This window comes from Polaromonas sp. P4_F6 (assembly GCF_056401275.1).
Genome location: NZ_JBFUJQ010000008.1, coordinates 37271 through 58199, shown reverse-complemented (window position 1 = coordinate 58199; position 20929 = coordinate 37271). Strand labels below are relative to the sequence as shown.

16 protein-coding genes are annotated in these 20929 nt (G+C 66.3%); 6 read left to right on the top strand and 10 right to left on the bottom strand.

Annotated features, from left to right (window positions below; genetic code table 11):
• Positions 1 to 11: 11 nt before the first annotated feature.
• The 4 genes from AC1DUN_RS18135 to AC1DUN_RS18120 form a co-directional block, all read right to left on the bottom strand.
• Positions 12 to 743, bottom strand: coding sequence for an amino acid ABC transporter ATP-binding protein (locus AC1DUN_RS18135; protein ID WP_477715185.1), 732 nt, complete (start codon positions 741 to 743; stop codon positions 12 to 14).
• Positions 721 to 1488 (bottom strand): amino acid ABC transporter permease, encoded by a 768-nt coding sequence (locus AC1DUN_RS18130; protein WP_074579902.1) that lies wholly within the window; start codon positions 1486 to 1488, stop codon positions 721 to 723. The genes AC1DUN_RS18135 and AC1DUN_RS18130 overlap by 23 nt, the downstream gene beginning before the upstream one ends.
• A 20-nt stretch (positions 1489 to 1508) precedes the next feature.
• Positions 1509 to 2276, bottom strand: a complete 768-nt coding sequence (locus AC1DUN_RS18125) for a basic amino acid ABC transporter substrate-binding protein (protein ID WP_477715184.1) — start codon at positions 2274 to 2276, stop codon at positions 1509 to 1511.
• A 178-nt stretch (positions 2277 to 2454) separates the two neighbouring features.
• A complete protein-coding gene (locus AC1DUN_RS18120; RefSeq protein ID WP_477715183.1) occupies positions 2455 to 3345 on the bottom strand; it encodes a dienelactone hydrolase family protein in 891 nt (296 codons plus the stop codon).
• A gap of 322 nt (positions 3346 to 3667) precedes the next feature.
• On the opposite strand from AC1DUN_RS18120, the gene AC1DUN_RS18115 reads away from it, so the two are divergent.
• From AC1DUN_RS18115 to AC1DUN_RS18100, 4 genes are read left to right on the top strand one after another with little or no spacing between them, the layout of a single operon-like run.
• The gene (locus tag AC1DUN_RS18115; protein WP_477715182.1) at positions 3668 to 4474 is read left to right on the top strand and encodes a DUF2726 domain-containing protein; all 807 of its coding nucleotides are present in this window, start codon (positions 3668 to 3670) and stop codon (positions 4472 to 4474) included.
• Positions 4475 to 4532: 58 nt separating this feature from the next.
• Positions 4533 to 4850, top strand: coding sequence for an HNH endonuclease (locus AC1DUN_RS18110; RefSeq protein ID WP_477715181.1), 318 nt, complete (start codon positions 4533 to 4535; stop codon positions 4848 to 4850).
• Positions 4847 to 7681: a 7TM diverse intracellular signaling domain-containing protein gene (locus AC1DUN_RS18105; protein WP_477715180.1), complete on the top strand. Its 2835-nt coding sequence runs from the start codon at positions 4847 to 4849 to the stop codon at positions 7679 to 7681. Before AC1DUN_RS18110 ends, AC1DUN_RS18105 begins: the two co-directional genes overlap by 4 nt.
• 11 nt (positions 7682 to 7692) lie before the next feature.
• Positions 7693 to 9285, top strand: a complete 1593-nt coding sequence (locus AC1DUN_RS18100; RefSeq protein ID WP_477715179.1) for an alkaline phosphatase D family protein — start codon at positions 7693 to 7695, stop codon at positions 9283 to 9285.
• Here AC1DUN_RS18100 and AC1DUN_RS18095 read toward each other — a convergent pair.
• From AC1DUN_RS18095 to mfd, 5 genes are all read right to left on the bottom strand, one after another.
• On the bottom strand, positions 9282 to 10403 hold the full coding sequence (locus tag AC1DUN_RS18095) for a 2OG-Fe(II) oxygenase (RefSeq protein WP_477715178.1): 1122 nt from the start codon (positions 10401 to 10403) through the stop codon (positions 9282 to 9284). The genes AC1DUN_RS18100 and AC1DUN_RS18095 overlap by 4 nt on opposite strands.
• A 16-nt stretch (positions 10404 to 10419) precedes the next feature.
• Positions 10420 to 11838, bottom strand: a complete 1419-nt coding sequence (locus tag AC1DUN_RS18090) for a TolC family outer membrane protein (protein ID WP_477715177.1) — start codon at positions 11836 to 11838, stop codon at positions 10420 to 10422.
• A gap of 139 nt (positions 11839 to 11977) precedes the next feature.
• The gene (locus tag AC1DUN_RS18085; protein ID WP_477715176.1) at positions 11978 to 13834 is read right to left on the bottom strand and encodes an ABC transporter ATP-binding protein; all 1857 of its coding nucleotides are present in this window, start codon (positions 13832 to 13834) and stop codon (positions 11978 to 11980) included.
• A gap of 36 nt (positions 13835 to 13870) precedes the next feature.
• Entirely contained in the window at positions 13871 to 14581 is a 711-nt protein-coding gene (gene serB / locus AC1DUN_RS18080) for a phosphoserine phosphatase SerB (protein ID WP_477715175.1), read from the bottom strand.
• A complete protein-coding gene (mfd, locus tag AC1DUN_RS18075; protein WP_477715174.1) occupies positions 14578 to 18066 on the bottom strand; it encodes a transcription-repair coupling factor in 3489 nt (1162 codons plus the stop codon). Before mfd ends, serB begins: the two co-directional genes overlap by 4 nt.
• A 145-nt stretch (positions 18067 to 18211) precedes the next feature.
• On the opposite strand from mfd, the gene ispD reads away from it, so the two are divergent.
• Both ispD and ispF read left to right on the top strand, forming a co-directional pair.
• Complete coding sequence (ispD, locus tag AC1DUN_RS18070) at positions 18212 to 18943, top strand: 2-C-methyl-D-erythritol 4-phosphate cytidylyltransferase (RefSeq protein ID WP_477715173.1); 732 nt, start codon at positions 18212 to 18214, stop codon at positions 18941 to 18943.
• Between the two features lie 56 nt (positions 18944 to 18999).
• Positions 19000 to 19485, top strand: a complete 486-nt coding sequence (gene ispF, locus AC1DUN_RS18065) for a 2-C-methyl-D-erythritol 2,4-cyclodiphosphate synthase (protein ID WP_477715172.1) — start codon at positions 19000 to 19002, stop codon at positions 19483 to 19485.
• On the opposite strand, the gene AC1DUN_RS18060 is transcribed toward ispF, so the two are convergent.
• A complete protein-coding gene (locus tag AC1DUN_RS18060; protein WP_477715171.1) occupies positions 19486 to 20862 on the bottom strand; it encodes a sensor histidine kinase in 1377 nt (458 codons plus the stop codon).
• Positions 20863 to 20929: the final 67 nt, after the last annotated feature.

Below are 20929 nucleotides of genomic sequence, written 5' to 3'. Positions count from 1 at the left end.
GGGCCGCCGCCTTACAACACCTTGCTCAAAAAGCGCTGGGTGCGCTCTTCCCGGGGGTTGTCGAAGATTTCGGCCGGCGAGCCTTCCTCGATCACCAGGCCTTCGTCGATGAACATCACGCGGTCGGCCACCTGGCGGGCAAAACCCATTTCGTGGGTGACGACCACCATGGTCATGCCTTCTTCGGCCAGGGCCTGCATGACGGCCAGCACCTCGCCGACCATTTCGGGGTCCAGCGCGGAAGTGGGTTCGTCGAACAGCATGATGCGCGGCTGCATGGCCAGCGCGCGGGCAATCGCCACGCGCTGCTGCTGCCCGCCGGAGAGCTGGTTGGGGTAGGCGTCTATCTTGTCGAGCAGCCCGACCTTGATCAGCAGTTCGCTGGCGCGGTTGCGCGCTTCCAGGGCCGTGAGCTTGCGCACCTTGGTCGGGGCCAGCGTGATGTTTTCCAGCACGGTCTTGTGCGGGAACAGGTTAAAGCGCTGGAACACCATGCCGATTTCGGAGCGCAGGGCGTCGACGTCGGTCTTGGGTTCATGCACCGAGACGCCGTGCACCAGCACCTCGCCGCCGGTGGCCTCTTCCAGGCCGTTGAGGCAGCGCAAGAAAGTGCTCTTGCCGGAGCCGGACGGGCCTATGACGCAGACGACCTCGGTGGCCTTGATGGCGCAGTCGATGCCGCGCAGCACCGGGGTGTGACCAAACTGCTTGGTCAGCCGGTTAACGCGAATCACCTCGTCCATAACGAGCCTCCAGTTTCTTGACAAGGTAAGCCAGGCCCAGCGTCAGCACCCAGTACATGACGGAGATGGTGAGGTAGGGTTCCCAGTAGCGTGAGTAGGCGCCGGCGACGGTGCGCGCGGCGTAGGCGAGTTCGGCCAGGCCGATGGCCGAGATCAGCGAGGAGTCTTTCAGCAGCGAGATCGCGTTGTTGCCCAGGGGCGGCAGCATGCGGCGAAAGGCCTGCGGCAGCACCACGTGGTACATGGTGCGCGGGAAGGACATGCCCAGCGAACGCGAGGCCTCGACCTGGCCCTTGTCGATGGACTGGATGCCGGCGCGGAAGATCTCGGAGATGTAGGCACCGGCATTGAGCGTGAGGGCCACGATGCCGGAGAGAAAGGCGCCGTAGTTCTGCTTGATGTTGCGCGCGGCTTCACCCGAAATCACCAGGCCGTCGGACGGGTTGATGAACAGCGGCAGCACGGCGAAGTGGATCAGCAGGATCTGCACGAACAGCGGGGTGCCGCGGAAAAAACTGACGTAGACGGTGGCCGGCCAGCGCAGCGCGTATTTGCAGATCGCGCGCGCGGGCGAATGGCGGGATTCCGCCACGCGCGCCATGCCTATGGCCAGGCCCAGCAGCGTGCCCTGCACGATGCAGATCAGCGTGACCATGATGGTCATCTGCAGGCCGCGCCAGAACAGCACGCCGTATTCCGCGATGATGTCGGCCCGAAACCAGCCGAACCAGAGGACTTGCTCCATAGCGGGGAAATCTCAGCGGTTTATTGTGCGGGCAACGCGGGTGCGTCGGCCTGGAACCACTTCTTGTAGATGGCGGCGTAGCTGCCGTCGGCCTTGACGGCGGCCAGGCCCGCGTTGAGCTTGGCCAGCAAGTCCTTGTTGCCCTGCTTTACGACGATGCCGAAGTATTCCTTGGGAAAGCTCGCGTCGCTGACGGTCTTGAGCTGCTTGTGCTCCTGGGTGCGGAAGGCGATCACGCCGTTGTCGCCGATGGCGGCGTCCAGGCCGTTGTTGGCCAGCTCGGAGATCACCACGGGGGTGCTTTCAAAGCGGCGGATGTCGGGGTTGGTCTTGCCGAATTCGCGAGAGGCCATGTCGTCGCCGGTGCTGCCGGTGACCACGCCGATTTTCTTGCCGGCCAGGTCCTTCAGGCCCTTGGCGGTGCTGTTGCTGTGCACGGCGATCAGCTGGCGCGCTTCGAAGTAGGGGGTGGTGAAGTCGTAGGACTGCTTGCGCTTGTCGTTGATGGTGACGCCGGAGATGACCAGGTCCACGTCGCCGTTGTTCAGGGCCGCGAAGATGCCGGTCCAGGGGGTGTTGACGATCTTGATCTGCAGGCCGGCCTTCTGGGCGACGGCCTTGATCATGTCCACGTCGTAGCCGACGATTTCCTTGGTCGGGCTTTCATAGGCAAAAGGGCGGTAGGTGGCGCTGGAGCCGACGACCAGCTCCTTGTTCTGTGCGTGGACAGTACCGAGCGCGAGGGTGAGCAGGCCGGCGGTGGCGGCGATCTTGTGCAGGAAATTCATAGTCAGTGTCCAGAAAAGGAAGGGGATAAGTGCTTGCCGGCCCGTGGGGGGAGGCGAAAAGCGAAAGTAGCCAATGGTAACGCCTGCAAAAGCCGTGCCCGGCGGCCGGCGGGCAGGGTTTTCGCGAAGAGGGGGACGGGCGGCAGGGAAAAAGCGCCTAAAGGAGCGCCCCCGCGGGTCAGGCCCTGAGTTGCCGGTTGAAAAACGCCACGGTGCGCTCCCAGGCCAGCTTGGCGGCGGCCGCGTCATAGCGCGGCGTGGTGTCGTTGTTGAAGCCGTGCTGGGTGCCGGGGTACTGGTAGGCGGTGTAGCTGGCGCCGGCCGCCTTCAGGGCCGCCTCGTAGGTCGGCCAGGAGGCGTTGATGCGCTCGTCGACCGCCGCGAAATGAATCAGCAGCGGGGTTTTGACTTTGGCGGCGTCTTCCGCCGGGGGCTGGTTGCCGTAAAAAGGCACGGCGGCGTTGAGTTCGGGCAGGCGGGTGGTCAGGGTGTGTGTCATGCCGCCGCCGTAGCAGAAGCCGACCACGCCCAGCTTGCCGCTGCAGTCGTCCCTGGCCTTGAGCCAGGTGACGGCGGCCACGAAGTCCTCGACGCACTTGCGCTGGTCCAGCTTGGCGAACAGCTCGCGCGCCTTGTCCTCATCGCCGGGGTAGCCGCCCAGCGGCGTCAGGGCGTCGGGCGCGAAGGCGATGAAGTTGTCCAGCGCCAGGCGGCGCGTGATGTCTTCTATATGGGGGTTGAGGCCGCGGTTCTCGTGGATGACCAGCACGCCGGGCAGCTTTCCAGTGGCGTTGGCCGGTTTCGCGAGGTAGCCTTTGACGGTGCCGGTGCCGGCGGAAGAGGGGTAGCTGACGGTCTCGGTCTTGATGCGCCGGTCGTCCCTGGCGACCTGCTGCCCCGCGGCAAAGTTGGGGCTCAAGGCGGCCAGCAGGGCCGTGGCCGTCATGCCGGCGGTGGCGAACTTCTGGGCGCGCTCCAGGAAGCCGCGGCGGTCCAGGGTGCCGTGCACATAAGCGTCAAACAGAATCAGCAGTTCCTGGTCAAAGTCCTGGGCGGTCTTCATCGGCATGGCTCCCGCAAAAAGCCCAGCATAGCGATTCAGGCGCCGGCTGGCAAAGGGTGCCGCGCGCGCGACACGGCGGCGGTGCTGTGCACAGGCCGGCGTGCTATGAAACAGATAGCTGCCGGCGCCCGTGCCGGTTGGGCCGGAGAGCGCTGTTATGTGGCCGGCCGGTGGAAAGCCGGGAAAAACCTGCTTTAATAGCGGCTTGGGCCGCCGCGGCTTCAATTGACACGGCGGGCTTTCTGTGACTCACTGGGCCTGCCGGGGCCGTCCAGCCGCGGCTGCCTTCAGGCGGCCGCGCCCCCCCAATCATGAGGAGAACCGCATCTTGAACCTGATTTCATGGCTGATGGCATTGTTGGGCGTGGCCGTGGGCGCGCTGGCCGGCATCCTTCTGTACGCCCGCTGGTTGCGGCAACAGGCGAGTGAAAGGCTGCGTATCCCTAAAAAATGGCCGCTGGCCGCGCGCGGGATCGTGACTGACGACGAATACGAGGTCTGGAAATGGCTGCGCAGCGCTTTTCCCGAGCATGCGGTCATGCTCAAGCTGCCGGTGCTGCGCTTCACCATCCCGACCGAAAAAGACAAGGACAAGGAAAAAAACAAGGAAAAAAAGGAGCGCCTGCTTGAATTGCTCAACGGCGTGTACACCAGCTTCACCATCTGCACGCTGGACGGCACGGTGCTGGGCTGCGTCGACCTGCGCGGCAAGCGCGACGTGAGCCGCGCCAGCCGGGAGCTCAAGGAGACCCTGCTGTCCGATTGCGGCATTGCCTACACCACCATCAAGGCCGGCCGGCCGCCCACCGTGAGCGCCATGCGCGCGGCTTTCCTGGGCGAAATCCCCGAGGAGCTGATGGAGGAGCACCAGGAAACGCGCGGCGGCGACAGCAGCTTCCACGCCGACCTGGAGTCTTTCACCCGCGAGCGCAAGCAGGCGGCCAAGGACGCCGCGCTCAAGGAACTCAACAAGGAAACCAAGCAGGAGGCCGCCCAGGCGGCCGGCAACCGCGACATCGGGTTCAACCCGGACGGCACCGGCGGCCTTCGCATCGACAAGAACAACCGCTTTGCGACCAACTGGGAAGATTCCTTCATCGAGCCGGCGGACGCGCGGCCGGCCAAGCTCGAATAGGCAGGGGGCCCATGAGCGCGAGCCCCCCGCAGGCGTTGGCCCCGGCACGCCCTGAACCTTGCGGCCCTGTCCCCGCCGCGATGAAAACACCATCGTGAGCAGGCTGGGCCATACCCGGGACAAGATCTACAAGACCGTGGCGCGGCAACTGCACGGCGTGGTGCCCTGCTGGGTCTGCGGCGAACATGTCACGCCCCAGGCCGCTACGCTGGAACACATCAAGCCCTTGAGCCAAGGCGGCAACAGCCACGTGGAAAACCTCGCCATCAGCCATGAAGTCTGCAACGGCCAGCGGCACGCCGCCGGTGTGGTGCCGGCTTCGGACGCCGCGCCGGGGCGGGTGCTCAGGCGCGCCGACCCTGGCGTTTCCGCATGAGGCGGGCCTGGTTGCGCGGTGCGTGGCTGCTGCCGGCCGTGCTGCTGGCCAGCCTGGTGCTGCCGGCCGCCGCGCAGAAGCCGAAAGCGCCGGCAACTTCGGTGACACCAGCGACGGCAAAGGCGCAAGCGCCCGCCGCCGTGGCGCAGGCCGACACCGCTACCGATACCGGCCATGAAGTCGCCATAGGCCGCGAAGGCCGTTATGTGCTGTCGCGTTCTTTCTCCTACCTGGAAGATGCCGGCGGCGAACTGGTGCTGGCCGACCTGCTCAAACCCGAGGCCCAGGCGCGCTTCCAGCCGGTGCCGCAAACCGGCCCGGCCACCAATTTCGGCTTGACCCGCTCGGCCATCTGGCTGCGCGTGACGCTGCGCCCCGAGCGCGACGCGCCGGCTGACTGGATGCTGGAACTGGCCTACCCGCCGCTGGACCGGCTGGAGTTGTATGCACCTGATGGCAAGGGCGGCTTCAACCGGCAGGTGGGCGGCGACCTGTCGCCCTTCGCCGAGCGGGCCGTGGTGCACCGCAACCACGTGATGCCGCTGCGCCTGAAACCCGGTGCCGCCAGCACGCTTTACTTGCGGGTGAGCTCGGGCGGCACGGTGTCGGCGCCGGTGAACCTGTGGCAGCCCGCGGCGCTGTGGCGGCACGACCAGGCGGAGTACGCCACCATCAGCCTGTACTTCGGCCTGCTGATAGGCCTGCTGCTGTACAACCTGCTGCTGTTTTTCTCGGTGCGCGACCGGGCCTACCTGATTTACGTCGCCTTTGTGGCCTGCATGGCCGTCGCGCAGGCGGCGCTGACCGGTTTCGGCGCGCAGTTCCTGTGGCCGGACCAGCTCTGGTGGAACAGCGTGTCCCCGCCCACCGGCATGGCCGCGACCGCGGTCTTCGGCCTGCTGTTTGCGCGCAGCTTTCTGTCCAGCGCGCTCAGGATGCCGCGCCTGGATCGGCTGATGCAGGCCCTGGTGGCGGGCTGGCTGCTGACCTTGCTGGCGGCGCTGACGCTGCCGTATATCGTGTCGTCGCTGATGGTGACGGTGCTGGCGGTCTTCAGCGTTGTCACCCTGGTGGTCGTGGGTGTGCTGAGCGTGCGCTCCGGCCACCCGGGCGCCAAATACTTCCTGGCGGCCTGGGCCCTGCTGCTGGTGGGCGTGGTGACGCTGGCGCTGCACAACACCGGCGCGCTGCCGTCCCATGCGCTGACGGCCAACTCCCTGTTGATAGGCTCAGCGCTGGAGATGGTGGTGTTGTCTTTCGCGCTGGCCGACCGCATCAACGTCACGCGCCGCGAGAAGGAGCAGGCGCAGGCGCGCATCATGGCCGAGCACGCCATGGTCGAAGCCCTGAGCGTCTCGCAGGAAAATTTCCGCACGCAGCTCAAGGAGCGCGAGATGATCCTGGAAAACTCCATCGTCGGGATCGCCTTCCTGACGCCGGACGGCCGCTTTCGCTGGGCCAACCAGGCCATGCTGGAGGTCTTCGGTGTGGGCAGCGACGAGCTGACCTCGATGGAGCCTTTCTACCTTTCGCGCGAGGAGTACCTGCGGGTGGGCGGCGAGGTGGCCGCCTGCGTGAGCCGCGGCGAGAACTATGAGGCCGAGATCCAGGTCAAGCAGCACGACGGCACGTTGATCTGGGTGTCGCTGTCGGGCAAGGCGGTGAGCGAGCGCGACCTGAGCCAGGGCACGGTCTGGGTCATCATCAACATCACGCGGCGCAAGGAACTGGAAGCGCAGCTGGTGCGCACCTCGTCGGAGCGCGAAGCCATCCTCAACAGCGCGCTGGTGGGCATCGTGCTGTCGGTGAACCGCCGCCATGAATGGGTCAACGAGAAATTCGCGCAGATGATGGGCAGCCCGCGCGAGGCGCTCATGGGCCAGCCCTCGAGCTACATCCACCCGGACCTGGCCACCTGGGAGCAGTTCGGCAAGGAAGCGCGCGAGGTGCTGGTCGTCACCGGCAGCTATATCAGCGAGCGCCAGCTGAGGCGCCGCGACGGCCAGCTCTTCTGGGTGCAGATGGCCGGCAGCTGCGTGCAGCCCAGGGAACCCGAGTCGGGCGTGATCTGGGCCTTCCTGGACATCACCGAGCGCAAGCAGTCGGAAGAGGACACACGCGAGGCGCTGGAGCAGCAGCGCGCGCTCAATGAGCTGCGCACGCGTTTCGTGGCCATGACCAGCCATGAGTTCCGCACGCCGCTGTCGGGCATCCTGTCGGCCGAGGAGCTGCTGCGGCACTACGGCAGCCGGCTGCCCGAATCCGAGAAGCTGGAAATCCTCGACAGCATCGCCGCGGGCGTCAAGCGCATGACGCGCATGCTGGACCGCGTGCTGATGCTGGGCAAGGCCGATGCGCAGATGCTGGAATTCGAGCCGCACCCGCTGGACCTGCAGGCGCTGTGCCAGCAGCTGGTCGAGGAAGCGCGCATGCAGCAGCCCGGCAGCCTGTGCGAGCTGCGCCTGGACTACACGGCCGGAACCGGCCAGGGGCTTTACGACGAAAAGCTGCTGCGCCACATCTTCAGCAACCTGCTGTCCAACGCGGTCAAGTATTCGCCGCTGGGCGGCCTGGTGCTGTTCCGCGTGCGGACCGAGGAAGACATGGTGGTCCTGGAAGTCGAGGACGAGGGGATAGGCATTCCCGAAGACGAGCTGCCGCACCTGTTCGAGTCCTTCCACCGTGCCAGCAACGTGGGCACCATCCAGGGCACGGGCCTGGGCCTGGCGATCGTGCGCAACGCGGTCGACATCCACGGCGGCACCATAGACGTGCGCAGCAGCCCCGGTTCGGGCACCACCTTCACGGTGCGCCTGCCGGCCAGGCACTGAAGGCAGCGCGCATGAACACGCCGCTCGTGATCCAGAGGCGCCGGCTGCTGCAGTCGCTGGCGGCGGCGGGCGCCGGCCTGTACCTGCCGGGCAGGGCGGCCGCGCAGACACGGCTGGCCGGCGACCCCTTCACGCTGGGCGTGGCCAGCGGCTCGCCCACCCACGACTCGGTGGTGCTCTGGACGCGGCTGGTGCTGGACGGCGATGAGGCCTTGCGCCTGCAAGCCGGCCCGCTGGCTGTGCGCTGGGAAGTCGCGCATGACGAGGGTTTTACCCGCATCGCGCAGGCGGGCCAGGCGCAGGCCGTGCCCGGGCTGGCGCATTCGGTGCACGTGGAGGTGCAGGGCCTGGAGCCCGACCGCTGGTATTTCTACCGCTTTGCCGTGGGACATGCCGTGAGCGCCACCGGCCGCACGCGCACCTTTCCCGCGCCCGGTGCCGTGGTGGCGCGCCTGCGGCTGGCCTATGCCTCCTGCCAGCGCTGGGAGCACGGCTATTACAGCGCCTACCGGCACATGCGGGCCGAGGACCTGGACCTGGTGATGTTCCTGGGCGACTACATCTATGAATACCCCAACGCCGGCCAGGCCGTGCGCAAGCCCACCGGCGGCTGGGTGCTGACCTTGGACGACTACCGCGCGCGCTATGCACTGCACAAAAGCGATGCCGACCTGCGGGCCATGCACGCGGCCTGCCCCTGGCTGGTGACCTGGGACGACCATGAGGTGCAGAACGACTATGCGGGGACGTCGCCCGGCTACAGCGGGCCGCCGGTGGCCGATTTTGCGGCCCGGCGCGCCGCGGCCTACCAGGCGTTTTACGAACACATGCCGCTGCGCAGCTCGGTGCTGACCCGCGCTCTGGCGGGCCTGGCCGGCGGCGCCGAGATGCGCATCTACCAGCGCCTGCCCTATGGCCGGCTGGCCTCGCTCTATATGCTGGACGCGCGCCAGTACAAGGACGCGCAGGCCTGCACGCAGGGCGGCAGGGCCGGCTCCAGCACGCTGAACCCGGCCAGCTGTCCCGCATGGAAAGACCCGGCGCGCAGCATGCTGGGCGCGCAGCAGGAAAGCTGGCTGGATGCCGAATGGGGCAGCGCCGCGGCCAAGGCCGGCGGCTGGAACCTGGTGGGCCAGCAGTCGCTTTTCGGCCAGCGCGATTTCCGCCCGGGGCCGGACCAGGTGCTCTGGAACGACGGCTGGGACGGCTATGCGGCGGCGCGCACGCGTTTCACCGATTCGCTGCGCAGGCATGCCGTGGCGAACCCGGTGCTGCTGGGCGGCGATGTGCATGAGAACTGGGTCGGCCACGTCAAGGCCGACTATGCCGACGCAGCCAGCATGGCCGTGGGCACCGAGTTCTGCGGCACCAGCATCAGTTCGCGCTCGACGGACAAGGCCAGAACCCCCGAGGTCCTGGCCGAAAATCCGCACTTTGTGTTTGCCGACTCGGAACGCAGGGGCTATGGCGTGGTGGAACTGACGCCGGCCATGCTGACGGCCACGCTGCGCGTGGTCGATGATGTCACGCGCGCCGACAGCGGGGTGCAGACCCTGGCGAAGTTCGCGGTGCAGGCCGGGCGGCCGGTGCTTGAAAAAGCCTAGGCCTTGTAAGTCGCTGAAAGGCCTTTGTCCAGGAAGGCATTGTTGACCTCGCGCACCTTGGCGGCTTCGTCGTCATAGAGGAAAGGCAGGAAGGCATAACGCCGTCCGCGCGTCACCGTGGAGACGGCGTGCAGCAGCGAGCAGGAGAACACCAGGGCGCCGCCCGCTGGGGGTTTGAAGGACCGGGGGCCGTATTCGGGGAAGCTGACTTCGCCGCCTTCGAAGTCTTCGTTGAGGTTGATGGACACGGCAAAACGCCTGTGGGCCGTCCCGCGGGTGGTGTTGTCGCGGTGGGCGTTGAAATGCGCCTGCTGGTCGGCGCGGTAGCAGCCGATGATGTAGCGCTCCATGCGGGTGGCCTTGAACTGGTGCACCTTGGCGATCTCGGGAACGATGCGGCGCTGTATCCAGGCACGCGCTGCCTTCACGATGGCCAGGTCGGTGATGTCGTAGTCCTCACGCCGTTTGTGGCCGTGGTCGTGGGTGAGCACGGTTTTTCCGTTCTCCTCGCGCATGAAGCCCGACTCCGTGCCGCCATGGGTGTCGTAAAGCGTGATGAGCTCGCGGCAGAACTCCGGCGGGAAGACATTCGGCAGCAGCAGGATGGGCGCCTGCAATTCGGTGCCGGCGAATCGCAAGGGCGGCGGCAGCCCCGCGAGGCAGGACAGCAGCGTGGAAATATCGCCGGTATCGGCGAAAGGCGCCACCTTCAAGACCCTGAGGGTCGGGTCCAGGACGACGAACAGGCGGCGAACCTCGGCCCGCTTCTGCGCCAGGCCCGCGTCGAGCGGGGCCGCCCCATACAGCTCGCTGACCCGCGCGTCAAAGTCCCAGAGGAAGCGGCAGCCGGGATAGCGGTCGGCGACGCGTTTTTCGCTTTCATCGCCCGGGTCCAGGCTGACGCCGAAAAAAGAGCAGTGCGCGTCGTTGAAGATGTCCCGCCGTTCCAGGGCCATTTCTATGGCTGCCCGGCCCAGGGGCTCGGCGGCGCTGGCGAAAAAGCACAGCACGATGTAACGCCCGGCCGCGGCATGAATCGAGTAGCGCGGATTGGCGAAGGACCTTTGCCGGAACCAGGGCGCCGGATCGCCCGCAAGAAGGTTGAAATATTTGCCCATCTGTTTTTGGGGATTGCTAGGGCTTATCTGCTTCCAGCAGCGCGTTGATGGCGCTCAGGTCCGCCTCGCCCAGCGTCGCGTTCGCGGCCTTCAGGCGCAGGCCCTGGAGCAGGGTCTCGGTGCGTGCCTTGTGCCAGTCGCGCTGGGCCGCGAACAGCTGCTGCTCGGCGTTGAGCACGTCCATGTTGATGCGTGTGCCGACGAGGTAACCCACCTTGTTGGCGTCCAGCGAGCTTTTGCTGGAGATGATGGCCGAGGCCAGCGCCTGGGTTTGCGCCGCGCCGTTGACGACGCCCGCGAAGGCCTGGCGCGCCTGGGCCACCGCTTGGCGGCGCGCCGCTTCCAGCTCTTGCGCGGCCTTGCCCTTCAAGGCCACGGCTTCGCGCACGCGCGATTGCACGCCGCCGCCGGCGTAGAGCGGGATGGTCAGGCTCATGCCGACCTGGGTGGCGCGTGATCGCACCGAAAAATCGGACGGGGAGGTGATGCTGCCCGAGGTGAAGTTGCTGCCGTAGGATGCCGTCAGGTCCAGGGAGGGCGAATGCGCCGCCTGGTTTTTGGCGATTTCGTGGTCGGCCACTTCCAGCGTTGCCTGGGCGATGCGCACCTGGATGGATTGTTCCTGCGCGCTGTCCAGCCAGGGCTGCAGGCCCGCCGGGTCCATGCGCGGCAGGGAGCCGTCCGCGCGCAAGCCCGCCAGGCGAGCATGGGAAATCCCCAGGATGCGCGTCAGCTCGGCCAGCTTGTTCTGCAGTTCATTGCCGGCCACCACCGCCTGGGCGCGCGCCAGGTCCAGCCGGGACTGGGCCTCATGCACATCGGTCACGGTGCCGGTGCCGCCTTCGAAAGTGCGGCGGGCCAGGGCACGCTGCTGCTCCATCGCGGCTGTCTGCAGGTGGGCCACACGCTCGGCCTCCTGGGCGACCAGTATGTCGAGGTAGGCTTGCGCGGTGCGCAGGATCAGCTCCTGTTCGGCCTGCCGGAACTGCGCCTCGGCCAGCAATTCCTGTTGCCCGGCCTGGTCCAGCGCCGCTGATGCGGTGGCGCGCCACAGGGGCTGGCTCAGCTGCAGGTTCCAGCTGCGGGTATGCACGTCACGCGCCACCGCAGGCAGCTCGCTGAAAGAAGCTTGCCCGGCTTGCCGGCTGGCGGCACCGACCAGGTTGATAGCGGGCAGCAGCGCGGCGCGCGCCTGCGGCACCCGCTCGCGCGCCGCCTGCAGGGTGTAGACGGCGCCGCGGTAAACGGGATCGCGCGCCTGCGCCTGGCGGTAGACCTCGAGCAGGTCGGCGGCCGGCGCGCGGAAGGAGGCCAGCAGCAGCGGCAAGCCGGCCAGCCACAGCCGGCTACTCCAGGCATTCGGTGCGCGCTGTGGGTTTGATGTTTGACGTGTGAAGCGCGGCGCATGCACCGGCTTTGGTTCGGGGTCCTGCACCTCGACCTCCCTGCTGTAGTGTTCAAATTTGAACCATACGGGAGGCCATGGATACTTCTGCCGTCAATTGTCCGCAGCCGGACTTTCATTGCAGGAAATACCCGCGCGGAACGCAGCGAACGCGCCGGTGCGCCACGGCTCAGGTGGCGAGTTCGGCTTCTTCTTCGAGGTTGTCGCTCAGGAAACCACCGCTCTGGTGGGCCCAGAGGCGCGCGTAGAGGCCGCCATTGGCCAACAGCGTGCGGTGGTCGCCTTCCTCGACGATGCGGCCCTGGTCCAGCACGATGAGGCGGTCCATGGCGGCGATGGTCGACAGGCGGTGCGCGATGGCGATCACGGTCTTGCCCTGCATCAGGGTGTTGAGGCTGCCCTGGATGGCGACCTCGACCTCGGAGTCCAGCGCGCTGGTGGCTTCGTCCAGCAGCAGGATGGGCGCATCCTTGAGCATCACGCGCGCGATGGCGATGCGCTGGCGCTGCCCGCCGGACAACTTCACGCCGCGCTCGCCGACGTGCGCGTCGTAGCCCTTGCGGCCGTGCGGGTCGCTCAGGTAGTCGATAAAACCGTCGGCCTCGGCACGCCGGGCGGCGACACGCATCTGCTCTTCGGTGGCCGTGGGGCGGCTGTAGGTGATGTTGTCGCGCACCGAGCGGTGCAGCAGCGAGGTGTCCTGCGTCACCATGCCGATGTGGCTGCGCAGGCTGTCCTGCGTGACACTTGCAATGTCCTGGCCGTCGATCAGGACGCGGCCGGCGTCCAGGTCGTGAAAGCGCAGCAGCAGGTTGACCAGCGTGGACTTGCCGGCCCCGGAGCGGCCTATCAGGCCTATTTTTTCGCCGGGCTTGACGGTCAGCGTGAGGCCGTCTATTACCCGCGGGCCCTTGCCGTAGCTGAAACCGATGTTGTCGAAGCGCACCTCGCCGCGCGGCACCTCGAGCGTGGCGGCGTCCGGCTTGTCCTCGATCACGCGCGGACGCGACAAGGTGTTGATGCCGTCCTGCACGGTGCCCACGCTTTCAAACAGGCTGGTCATCTCCCACATGATCCAGTGCGACATGCCCTGCAGCCGCAGCGCCATGGCGGTGGCGGCGGCCACCGCGCCGGCGCCGACCTGGCCCAGGCTCCACAGCCACAGCGAGGTGCCGGCCATGCCCAGGATCAGGCCCATGCTGAGCGCATGGTTGACGATCTCGAAGGCGCTGACCAGCCGCATCTGGCTGTAGCCGGTTTTCATGAACTCCTGCATGGCCGAGCGTGCGAAGGCGGCCTCGCGCTGGGTATGCGAGAACAGCTTGACGGTGGTGATGTTGGTGTAGGCGTCGGTGATGCGGCCCGTCATCAGCGAGCGGGCGTCGGCTTGCTGCTTGCCGATGCGGCCCAGCCGCGGCACAAAGAAAAACAGCGCGGCGATGTAAAGCCCCAGCCAGACCAGGAAGGGGGCAATCAGCTTCATGTCGAAGGCGGCGGCCAGCACCGTCATGGTGGCCACATAGACCGCCATGGCGACCAGCACGTCGGCCAGCACGAACAGGGTGTCGCGCACGGCCAGCGCCGTCTGCATGACCTTGGTGGTCAGGCGGCCGGCGAACTCGTCCTGGTAAAAGGCCATGCTCTGGCCCAGCATCAGGCGGTGGAAGTTCCAGCGCAGGCGCATGGGAAAGTTGATGGCGATGGTCTGGTGCTTGACGATGGTCTGCAGCGCCACCACCAGGATGCTGGCGACGACGATCCAGGCCAGCACGGTGAGCGTGCCGCCGTGGACGGTCCACAGCTGCGCGGGTTCGGCCTTGCCCAGCCAGTCGACGATGCGGCCCAGCATGGCGAACATCAGGGCCTCGAAGGCCGACATGGCGGCCGACAGCAGGGCCAGCGCCAGGATGTAGCCGCGCGCACCGCGGCTACAGGCCCAGATGAAGGCGATAAAGCCCTTGGGCGGCAGGGCCGGCTCGCCCTCGGGATAGGGGTGCAGCAGTTTTTCGAATCGGCTGAAGAGCATTGGTACGGTTTGCGCTTTCTTTGTACGGTGTCCTGGCTACTTCACCAGCTCCAGCAGGCGGTCCAGGCCGCCTTCATTGATGGCCACCATGGCCTGCTCGCGCACGCGCGGCTTGGCATGGTAGGCCACCGAGAGGCCGGCCACGCCCATCATGGGCAGGTCGTTGGCACCGTCGCCCATGGCGATGGCCTGCAGCGGGTTGATGCCCAGCTTGCCGCAGGTTTCGAGCAGCATTTTTTTCTTTTCCGTGCCGTCGCAGATGTCGCCCCAAGGCTGGTCCACCATGCGGCCGGTGAGAAAACCGTCTTCCACCTCCAGAACGTTGGAGCGTGTGTAGTCGATGCCGAGCTCGTCACGCACGCGGTCGGTGAAGAAGGTGAAGCCGCCGCTGACCAGCAGCACCTTCATGCCGGCCTGCTTGCAGGCGCGCACCAGCTCGGCGGCGCCCGGGTTGAGCTTGAGGCGCTCGCGGTAGACCTGCTCCATGCTGGCCACGCTGACGCCCTTGAGCAGGGCCACGCGCTGGCGCAGGCTTTCCTTGTAGTCGCTGATCTCGCCGCGCATGGCCGCCTCGGTGATGGCCGCCACCTCGGCCTTGCGGCCGGCGGCGTCGGCGATCTCATCGACGCATTCGATGTTGATCAGCGTGGAGTCCATGTCAAAGGCGATCAGCTTGAAGGCGCTGAGCTTGAGCTCGGGCGTGGCGACGTTGACGACGAGGCCGGGGGAGATTTCTGCGGGGGTCATGCGGGCGTGGCTTCCTTGGTGGGTTGTCCGAGTGAACGCAGGACGTCGCGCACCAGCTGGGCGCGGTCCTTGGGATTTTCGAGTTCGCGCTCTATGCGCAGCTTGTCGTTGCCGGCCAGCCGGATGTGCCGGTTTTTCTGGATCAGCTGCATGATGGCCATCGAATCGATGGGTGGGTCCTTCTTGAAGGTGATGCTGATGGCGCCGGGCGCGGCATCGACCTTGACCACGCCGTAAGGCCTGGCGATCACGCGCAGGCGGTGCACGTCGATCAGCGTCTGCGCCTGCGCCGGCAGCTTGCCGAAGCGGTCGACGATTTCCTCGAGCAGCGCGTCGATCTGGTCGGTGTTCTTGGCGGTCGCCAGCTTCTTGTAGAAAGACAGGCGCAGGTGCACGTCGCCGCAGTAGTCGTTGGGCAGCAGGGCCGGGGCGTGCAGGTTGATTTCGGTCGTGACGCTCAGCGGCGAGAGCAAATCGGGTTCGCGCCCGGCCTTGAGCGAGGCCACGGCCTCGCTGAGCATCTCGTTGTAAAGCTGGAAACCCACTTCCAGCATGTTGCCGCTCTGGTTTTCGCCGAGGACTTCGCCGGTGCCGCGGATTTCCAGGTCGTGCATGGCCAGGTAAAAGCCCGAGCCGAGTTCTTCCATCTGCTGGATGGCTTCCAGCCGCTGGCTGGCCTGTTTGGTCAGGCCCTCGATGTCGGGCACCATCAGATAGGCATAGGCCTGGTGGTGGCTGCGGCCCACGCGGCCGCGCAGCTGGTGCAGTTGCGCCAGGCCGAAGCGGTCGGCGCGGCTCATCACGATGGTGTTGGCGCTCGGCACGTCGATACCGGTTTCGATGATGGTGGAGCACAGCAGCAGGTTGTGGCGCTGGGCGATGAAGTCCTTCATCACACGCTCCAGCTCACGCTCGGGCATCTGGCCGTGGGCCACGGCGATACGGGCTTCGGGCAGGATTTCTTCGAGCTTTTCGCGCCGGTTCTGGATGGTCTCGACCTCGTTATGCAGGAAGTAGACCTGGCCGCCGCGCTTGAGTTCGCGCAGCACGGCCTCGCGGATCACGCCATTGTTTTCGCTGCGCACAAATGTCTTGATGGCCAGGCGCCGCTGCGGTGCGGTGGCGATCACGCTGAGGTCGCGCAGGCCTTCGAGCGCCATGCCCAGCGTGCGCGGAATCGGCGTGGCCGTCAGCGTCAGCACGTCGACCTCGGCGCGCATGGCCTTCATGGCTTCCTTGTGGCGCACGCCGAAACGGTGCTCCTCGTCGATGATGAGCAGGCCCAGGCGCTCGAACTTCACGTCCTGGCTCAGCAGCTTGTGCGTGCCGACCACGATGTCGACCGTGCCGTCGCCCAGGCCTTTGATGGCGGCGCTGATTTCCTTGCCGGATCGGAAGCGGCTCATCTCGGCGATCTTGACCGGCCATTTGGCGAAACGGTCCACCAGCGTCTGGTAGTGCTGCTCGGCCAGCAAGGTGGTGGGCGCCAGCAGGGCCACCTGCTTGCCGCCGGTGACGGCGATGAAGGCGGCGCGCAGCGCGACCTCGGTTTTGCCGAAGCCCACGTCGCCGCAGACCAGCCTGTCCATGGGGCGCGGGCTGATCATGTCCTGGATCACCGCGTGGATGGCGGCGCGCTGGTCGGCGGTTTCCTCAAAGCCGAAGTCGTTCGCAAAGGTCTCATAGTCGCCCGGCGAGTAGCGGAAGGCGTGGCCTTCGCGCGCGGCGCGGCGCGCGTAGATGTTGAGCAGCTCGGCGGCCGAGTCGCGTATCTGCTCGGCGGCCTTGCGTTTGGCCTTTTCCCACTGGCCGCTGCCCAGCTTGTGCAGCGGGGCTTCTTCGGCGCTGACGCCGGTGTAGCGGCTGATCAGGTGCAACTGGCTGACCGGCACATACAGCGTGGCCTTGTCGGCGTATTCGAGGTGCAAAAACTCCTGCAGCAGCGGCGTGCCGTCGGCATTGGTGCCTTGGCCCAGGTCCATGTTGATCAGGCCGCGGTAGCGGCCTATGCCGTGGGCGCTGTGCACCACCGGGTCGCCGACGTTGAGCTCCGAGAGGTCCTTGATCAGCGCTTCGACGTCGCTGACCTGTTCCTGTTTTTTGTTGCGGCGGCGCACGGTGGCGCCGGCGGCGAACAGCTCGGTCTCGGTGATGAAGTCTATGCCTTCTTCGAGCCAGCTGAAGCCGGTGTTGAGCGCGGCGGTGGCGATGCCCAGCTTTTCATCGCTGGCCTGGAAGTCGGCCAGCGAATCAAAGGCCGGCGGGCTGACGCTGCTGGCGCGCAGGAAGTCCAGCAGGCTTTCGCGTCGGCCTTCGCTTTCGGCCAGCACCAGCACGCGGTGGGCCGTGTTGCGCACATGGCCCTTGAATTTGGCCAGCGGGTCTTCGGCGCCGCGCACCACGGCCATTTCGCCCAGCTTCTGGAACTGCGCGTTGTCGGCCACGTCTTCCACCGTGGCGCGTATCGCCAGCTGGGCGTAATCGTTGGCGCGCGCGTAGAACTGCTCGGTGCCCAGGAACAGCGACTCGGGCGGCAGCGCCGGGCGGTCGGGCGCATCGCGCACCAGGCGGTAGCGGTCCTTGGTGTCCTGCCAGAAGCGCTGGAAGGCCGGTTCCAGGTCACCGTGCAGCACCACGGTGGCGTCACTGCCCAGGTAGTCGAATACGGTAGCGGTTTCTTCGAAGAACAGCGGCAGGTAGTACTCGATGCCGGCGGTGGCCACGCCGTTGCCCATGTCCTTGTAGATGCGGCTCTTGGTCGGGTCGCCGTCCAGCAGCTCGCGCCAGCGGCTGCGGAATTTGGCGCGCGCATCGTCGTCCATGGGGAATTCGCGCCCGGGCAGCAAGCGCACTTCAGGCACGGGGTAGAGGCTGCGCTGGCTGTCGGGGTCGAAGGTGCGGATGCTGTCGATCTCGTCGTCAAACAGGTCGACGCGGTAAGGCACGGGGCTGCCCATGGGGAACAAATCGATCAGCCCGCCGCGCACCGCGTATTCTCCGGGGCTGACCACCTGGGTGACGTGGCTGTAGCCGGCCAGCGTGAGCTGGGCTTTCAGGCGCGTTTCGTCGAGCTTTTGCTTGACTTTGAAGTGGAAGGTGTAGCCGGCCAGGAAGCTTGGCGGCGCCAGCCGGTACAGCGCCGTGGTGGCGGGCACGATGACCACGTCGGCGCCGGTTTCCTTGTCGCGCTGCTGGATGCGCCACAGCGTGGCCAGGCGCTCGCTGATCAGGTCCTGGTGCGGCGAGAAGGTGTCGTAGGGCAGGGTTTCCCAGTCGGGAAACAGCGCGCAGCGCAGGTCGGGCGCGAAAAAGGTGATCTCGTCCATCAGGCGCTGGGCCGTGGTGGCGTCGGAGGTGACGATAGCGGTGAGCTTGCCGGCGGCTTTTTCGCGCGTGCCCAGGCGTGCCAGCAACAGGGCATCGGCGGAACCGGCGGGCTGGGGCAGGGTGTAGCGTTTGCCGGAGGCGAGTGAGGGTAGCTGCATGAATCGGTGCGCGGTGAGGGCTGGCCAGGTGGCTTCGGTCAATCAGGAATGAGAGAAATGATTCGGCAAAAGCCAGGCACCCCAAACCATGCGGAGTGGGGTGCCTGCGTATTCAAGCCCTGATTTTAGAATCTATGATGAAGTTATGACGACAAGCCCTGCCAATACCCGTCCTGAACCCCGTTTTTTTGTGCTGATCCCCTGTGCAGGGCAGGGAAGCCGGGCCGGAACGGCCAAAGCCAAGCAATACCAACTGATTGACGGACTGCCCATGGTGAGGCATACCATGCAGGCTTTCCGGGCGCTGCCGGATACTTTTGCCGCCGTCTGGGTGGTGATTTCGCCGTCTGACGATGACTTTCTCGAGGTGTTTCCTGATTTCAACCAGGGCAATGAAGTCCTGCTCGTCGGCGGGGGCGCCACGCGGGCGGGGACGGTGCTCAACGGCCTCAAAGCCATGGTGGAGCAGCCCGGCGGCGCGGCCCTGGACGACTGGGTGCTGGTGCATGATGCGGCGCGCTGCCTGGTCACACCCGAGCAGATCAAGGCCCTGATCAGAGAGTGCCGCAACGATGCCGTGGGCGGCCTGCTGGCGCAAAAGTTGCCAGACACACTCAAAACAGAGAGGGATGGCCGCGTGGCCTCCACCCTGGACCGCAGTGACAAATGGCTGGCGCAAACGCCGCAGATGTTTCGTATCGGGGCCTTGATCGACGCTTTGCAGCGGGCCGGGGATGCCGTCACCGACGAATCCAGCGCCATGGAGGCGGTGGGCCTTTCCCCCAGGTTGGTGAGCGGCAGCGCCCAGAACTTCAAGGTCACCTATCCGGAAGATTTTGCGCTGGCTGAAGCCATCCTTGAGCGGCGCAGGAAATAGCGCATGGCTGCTCCATCAACCCCATTCAACCCACATCATTCTTGTAAGGCACCACGATGACCGCCATGAACTTTCGAATCGGTGAAGGCTGGGACACGCATGCCCTGGTGCCCGGGCGCAAGCTCATCATAGGCGGGGTCGATATTCCCCACACCGTGGGCCTGCTCGGCCATTCGGATGCCGATGTGCTGCTGCACGCGATCACCGACGCACTGCTAGGCGCGGCGGGCCTGGGCGATATCGGCTCGCATTTTCCGGACACCGACGCGCGCTTCAAGGGCGCGGATTCCTCGGTGCTGCTGACCGAGGTGGGGCGGCTGCTGGCCGAGCGTGGCTGGAAGATCGTCAATATCGACAGCACCGTGGTCGCGCAGGCGCCCAAGCTGGCTCCGCATATCGCCGCGATGCGCGGCAATATCGCCGCTGCCTTGGGGCTGGATGCCGACCAGGTCAACGTGAAGGCCAAAACCGCCGAGAAGCTGGGCCCCGTCGGCCAGGGACTGAGCATGGAAGCCCGTGCCGTGGTGCTGCTGCAGCGCTGACTAGCTCCGCCGCAGCTTGATGTGCGCGGCCAGCCCGCCCGAACCGGTGTTGGCCAGGCCGAACACGCCGCCCATGCGGTGAACGGTTTTTTCCACAATCGCCAGGCCCAGGCCGGCGCCGGTGGCGGCGGTGCGGGCGGCATCGCCGCGGAAAAACGGCCGCGTGAGTTTTGAGAGGGTTTCGGGCGCCACGCCCATGCCGTGGTCGCGCACCTTGATCAGCACCCACTGGTCGCGGGCCTTGGCGGCGATGTCGACCAGGGCAATGCCGGTTTCCGGCGTCTTGCCGTAGCGCCTGGCGTTTTCCAAGAGGTTGGCGATCACGCGGGACAGCTCGACCTCATCGGCCAGCACCGCCATGTCATCGGGGATGGCGACGGTCACGCGCATGTCCTCATAGTCGGCCACGGCATAGACCGCGGCATCGACCACCGCATTGAGCGAGACGCGCTCCAGCCGCGGCGGCTCGGGCCGGGCGTAGTCGAGGAATTTGTCGATGATGGCGTCCAGCTGGGTGATGTCGGCCGCCATGTGTTCGCGCGCGTCGGGGTCGGTGACGCTCATCTCGGTTTCCAGGCGCAGGCGCGCCAGCGGCGTGCGCAGGTCGTGCGAAATACCGGCCAGCATGATGACCCGGTCCTGCTCGATCTTGGAGAGCTGCTCGGCCATGCGGTTAAAGCCGATGTTGACTTCGCGGATCTCGCTGGTGGCGACCTTCTCGTCGAGCAGGCTGGCGTCGAAATCGCCGTCGCGCATGCGGCTGGCCGCGAAAGACAGCTGCTTGAGCGGCCGGTTGATCAGCCGGGCGATAAAGGCCGCTCCCGCCAGTGACAACACGGCCGCCGTGATCAGCCAGATGACCCAGGTGCTGTTGCGAGACGGGCCTATCTTGGATGGGTCGGTGAGCAGCCAGTAGGAGTCGCCGTCGATGGCAAAGCCCACCCACAGGCCCTTCTGGCCGTTGACGCTGCTGGCCACGACGGTGCCGCTGCCCAGCCGGGCCCTGAGCTCTTCGGCGGTGCGCTCGCCGAGCTCGTCGCTTTCGAACAGCTCGAACTTGTCCTTGGGTTCGCGCGGCGTGATGCGCACGCGCTCTTCGTCGGCCAGGGTCTTGATCAGCGAGACGCGGGCGATGGCGTCGGAATAGCGCAGCGCGGCCCGGCTCAGATTGACGAGGGAAGCCAGTTGCTGCGCGCTCTGGATGGCGCGCGGCTCGGATTCAAGCGCACGGAAGGTCTGCAGCCAGGCCACGATGGAGCCGAACAGCAGCAGGGACAAAAAGAAAAACGTCCGCCAGAACAGGCTGAAGCCGCGCCGCGGGCGCATCTCCAGCGGTGCCGGTGCGGTTTCAAGAGGGGCCGGGTTGGTGGCGTCCATAAAAAGTGGGTACGTGCCGGGTGGGCGGGCTGGAAATGGACGTTAGCACGATACGCTTGCGTCACGG

Bases quoted from the DNA above. Each gene is read 5' to 3' on its own strand.
- AC1DUN_RS18135 (WP_477715185.1), bottom strand. From the start codon at position 743: ATGGACGAGGTGATTCGCGTTAACCGGCTGACCAAGCAGTTTGGTCAC.
- AC1DUN_RS18130 (WP_074579902.1), bottom strand. From the start codon at position 1,488: ATGGAGCAAGTCCTCTGGTTCGGCTGGTTTCGGGCCGACATCATCGCG.
- AC1DUN_RS18125 (WP_477715184.1), bottom strand. From the start codon at position 2,276: ATGAATTTCCTGCACAAGATCGCCGCCACCGCCGGCCTGCTCACCCTC.
- AC1DUN_RS18120 (WP_477715183.1), bottom strand. From the start codon at position 3,345: ATGCCGATGAAGACCGCCCAGGACTTTGACCAGGAACTGCTGATTCTG.
- AC1DUN_RS18105 (WP_477715180.1), top strand. From the start codon at position 4,847: ATGAGGCGGGCCTGGTTGCGCGGTGCGTGGCTGCTGCCGGCCGTGCTG.
- AC1DUN_RS18100 (WP_477715179.1), top strand. From the start codon at position 7,693: ATGAACACGCCGCTCGTGATCCAGAGGCGCCGGCTGCTGCAGTCGCTG.
- AC1DUN_RS18095 (WP_477715178.1), bottom strand. From the start codon at position 10,403: ATGGGCAAATATTTCAACCTTCTTGCGGGCGATCCGGCGCCCTGGTTC.
- AC1DUN_RS18085 (WP_477715176.1), bottom strand. From the start codon at position 13,834: ATGCTCTTCAGCCGATTCGAAAAACTGCTGCACCCCTATCCCGAGGGC.
- serB (WP_477715175.1), bottom strand. From the start codon at position 14,581: ATGACCCCCGCAGAAATCTCCCCCGGCCTCGTCGTCAACGTCGCCACG.
- mfd (WP_477715174.1), bottom strand. From the start codon at position 18,066: ATGCAGCTACCCTCACTCGCCTCCGGCAAACGCTACACCCTGCCCCAG.
- ispD (WP_477715173.1), top strand. From the start codon at position 18,212: ATGACGACAAGCCCTGCCAATACCCGTCCTGAACCCCGTTTTTTTGTG.
- ispF (WP_477715172.1), top strand. From the start codon at position 19,000: ATGACCGCCATGAACTTTCGAATCGGTGAAGGCTGGGACACGCATGCC.
- AC1DUN_RS18060 (WP_477715171.1), bottom strand. From the start codon at position 20,862: ATGGACGCCACCAACCCGGCCCCTCTTGAAACCGCACCGGCACCGCTG.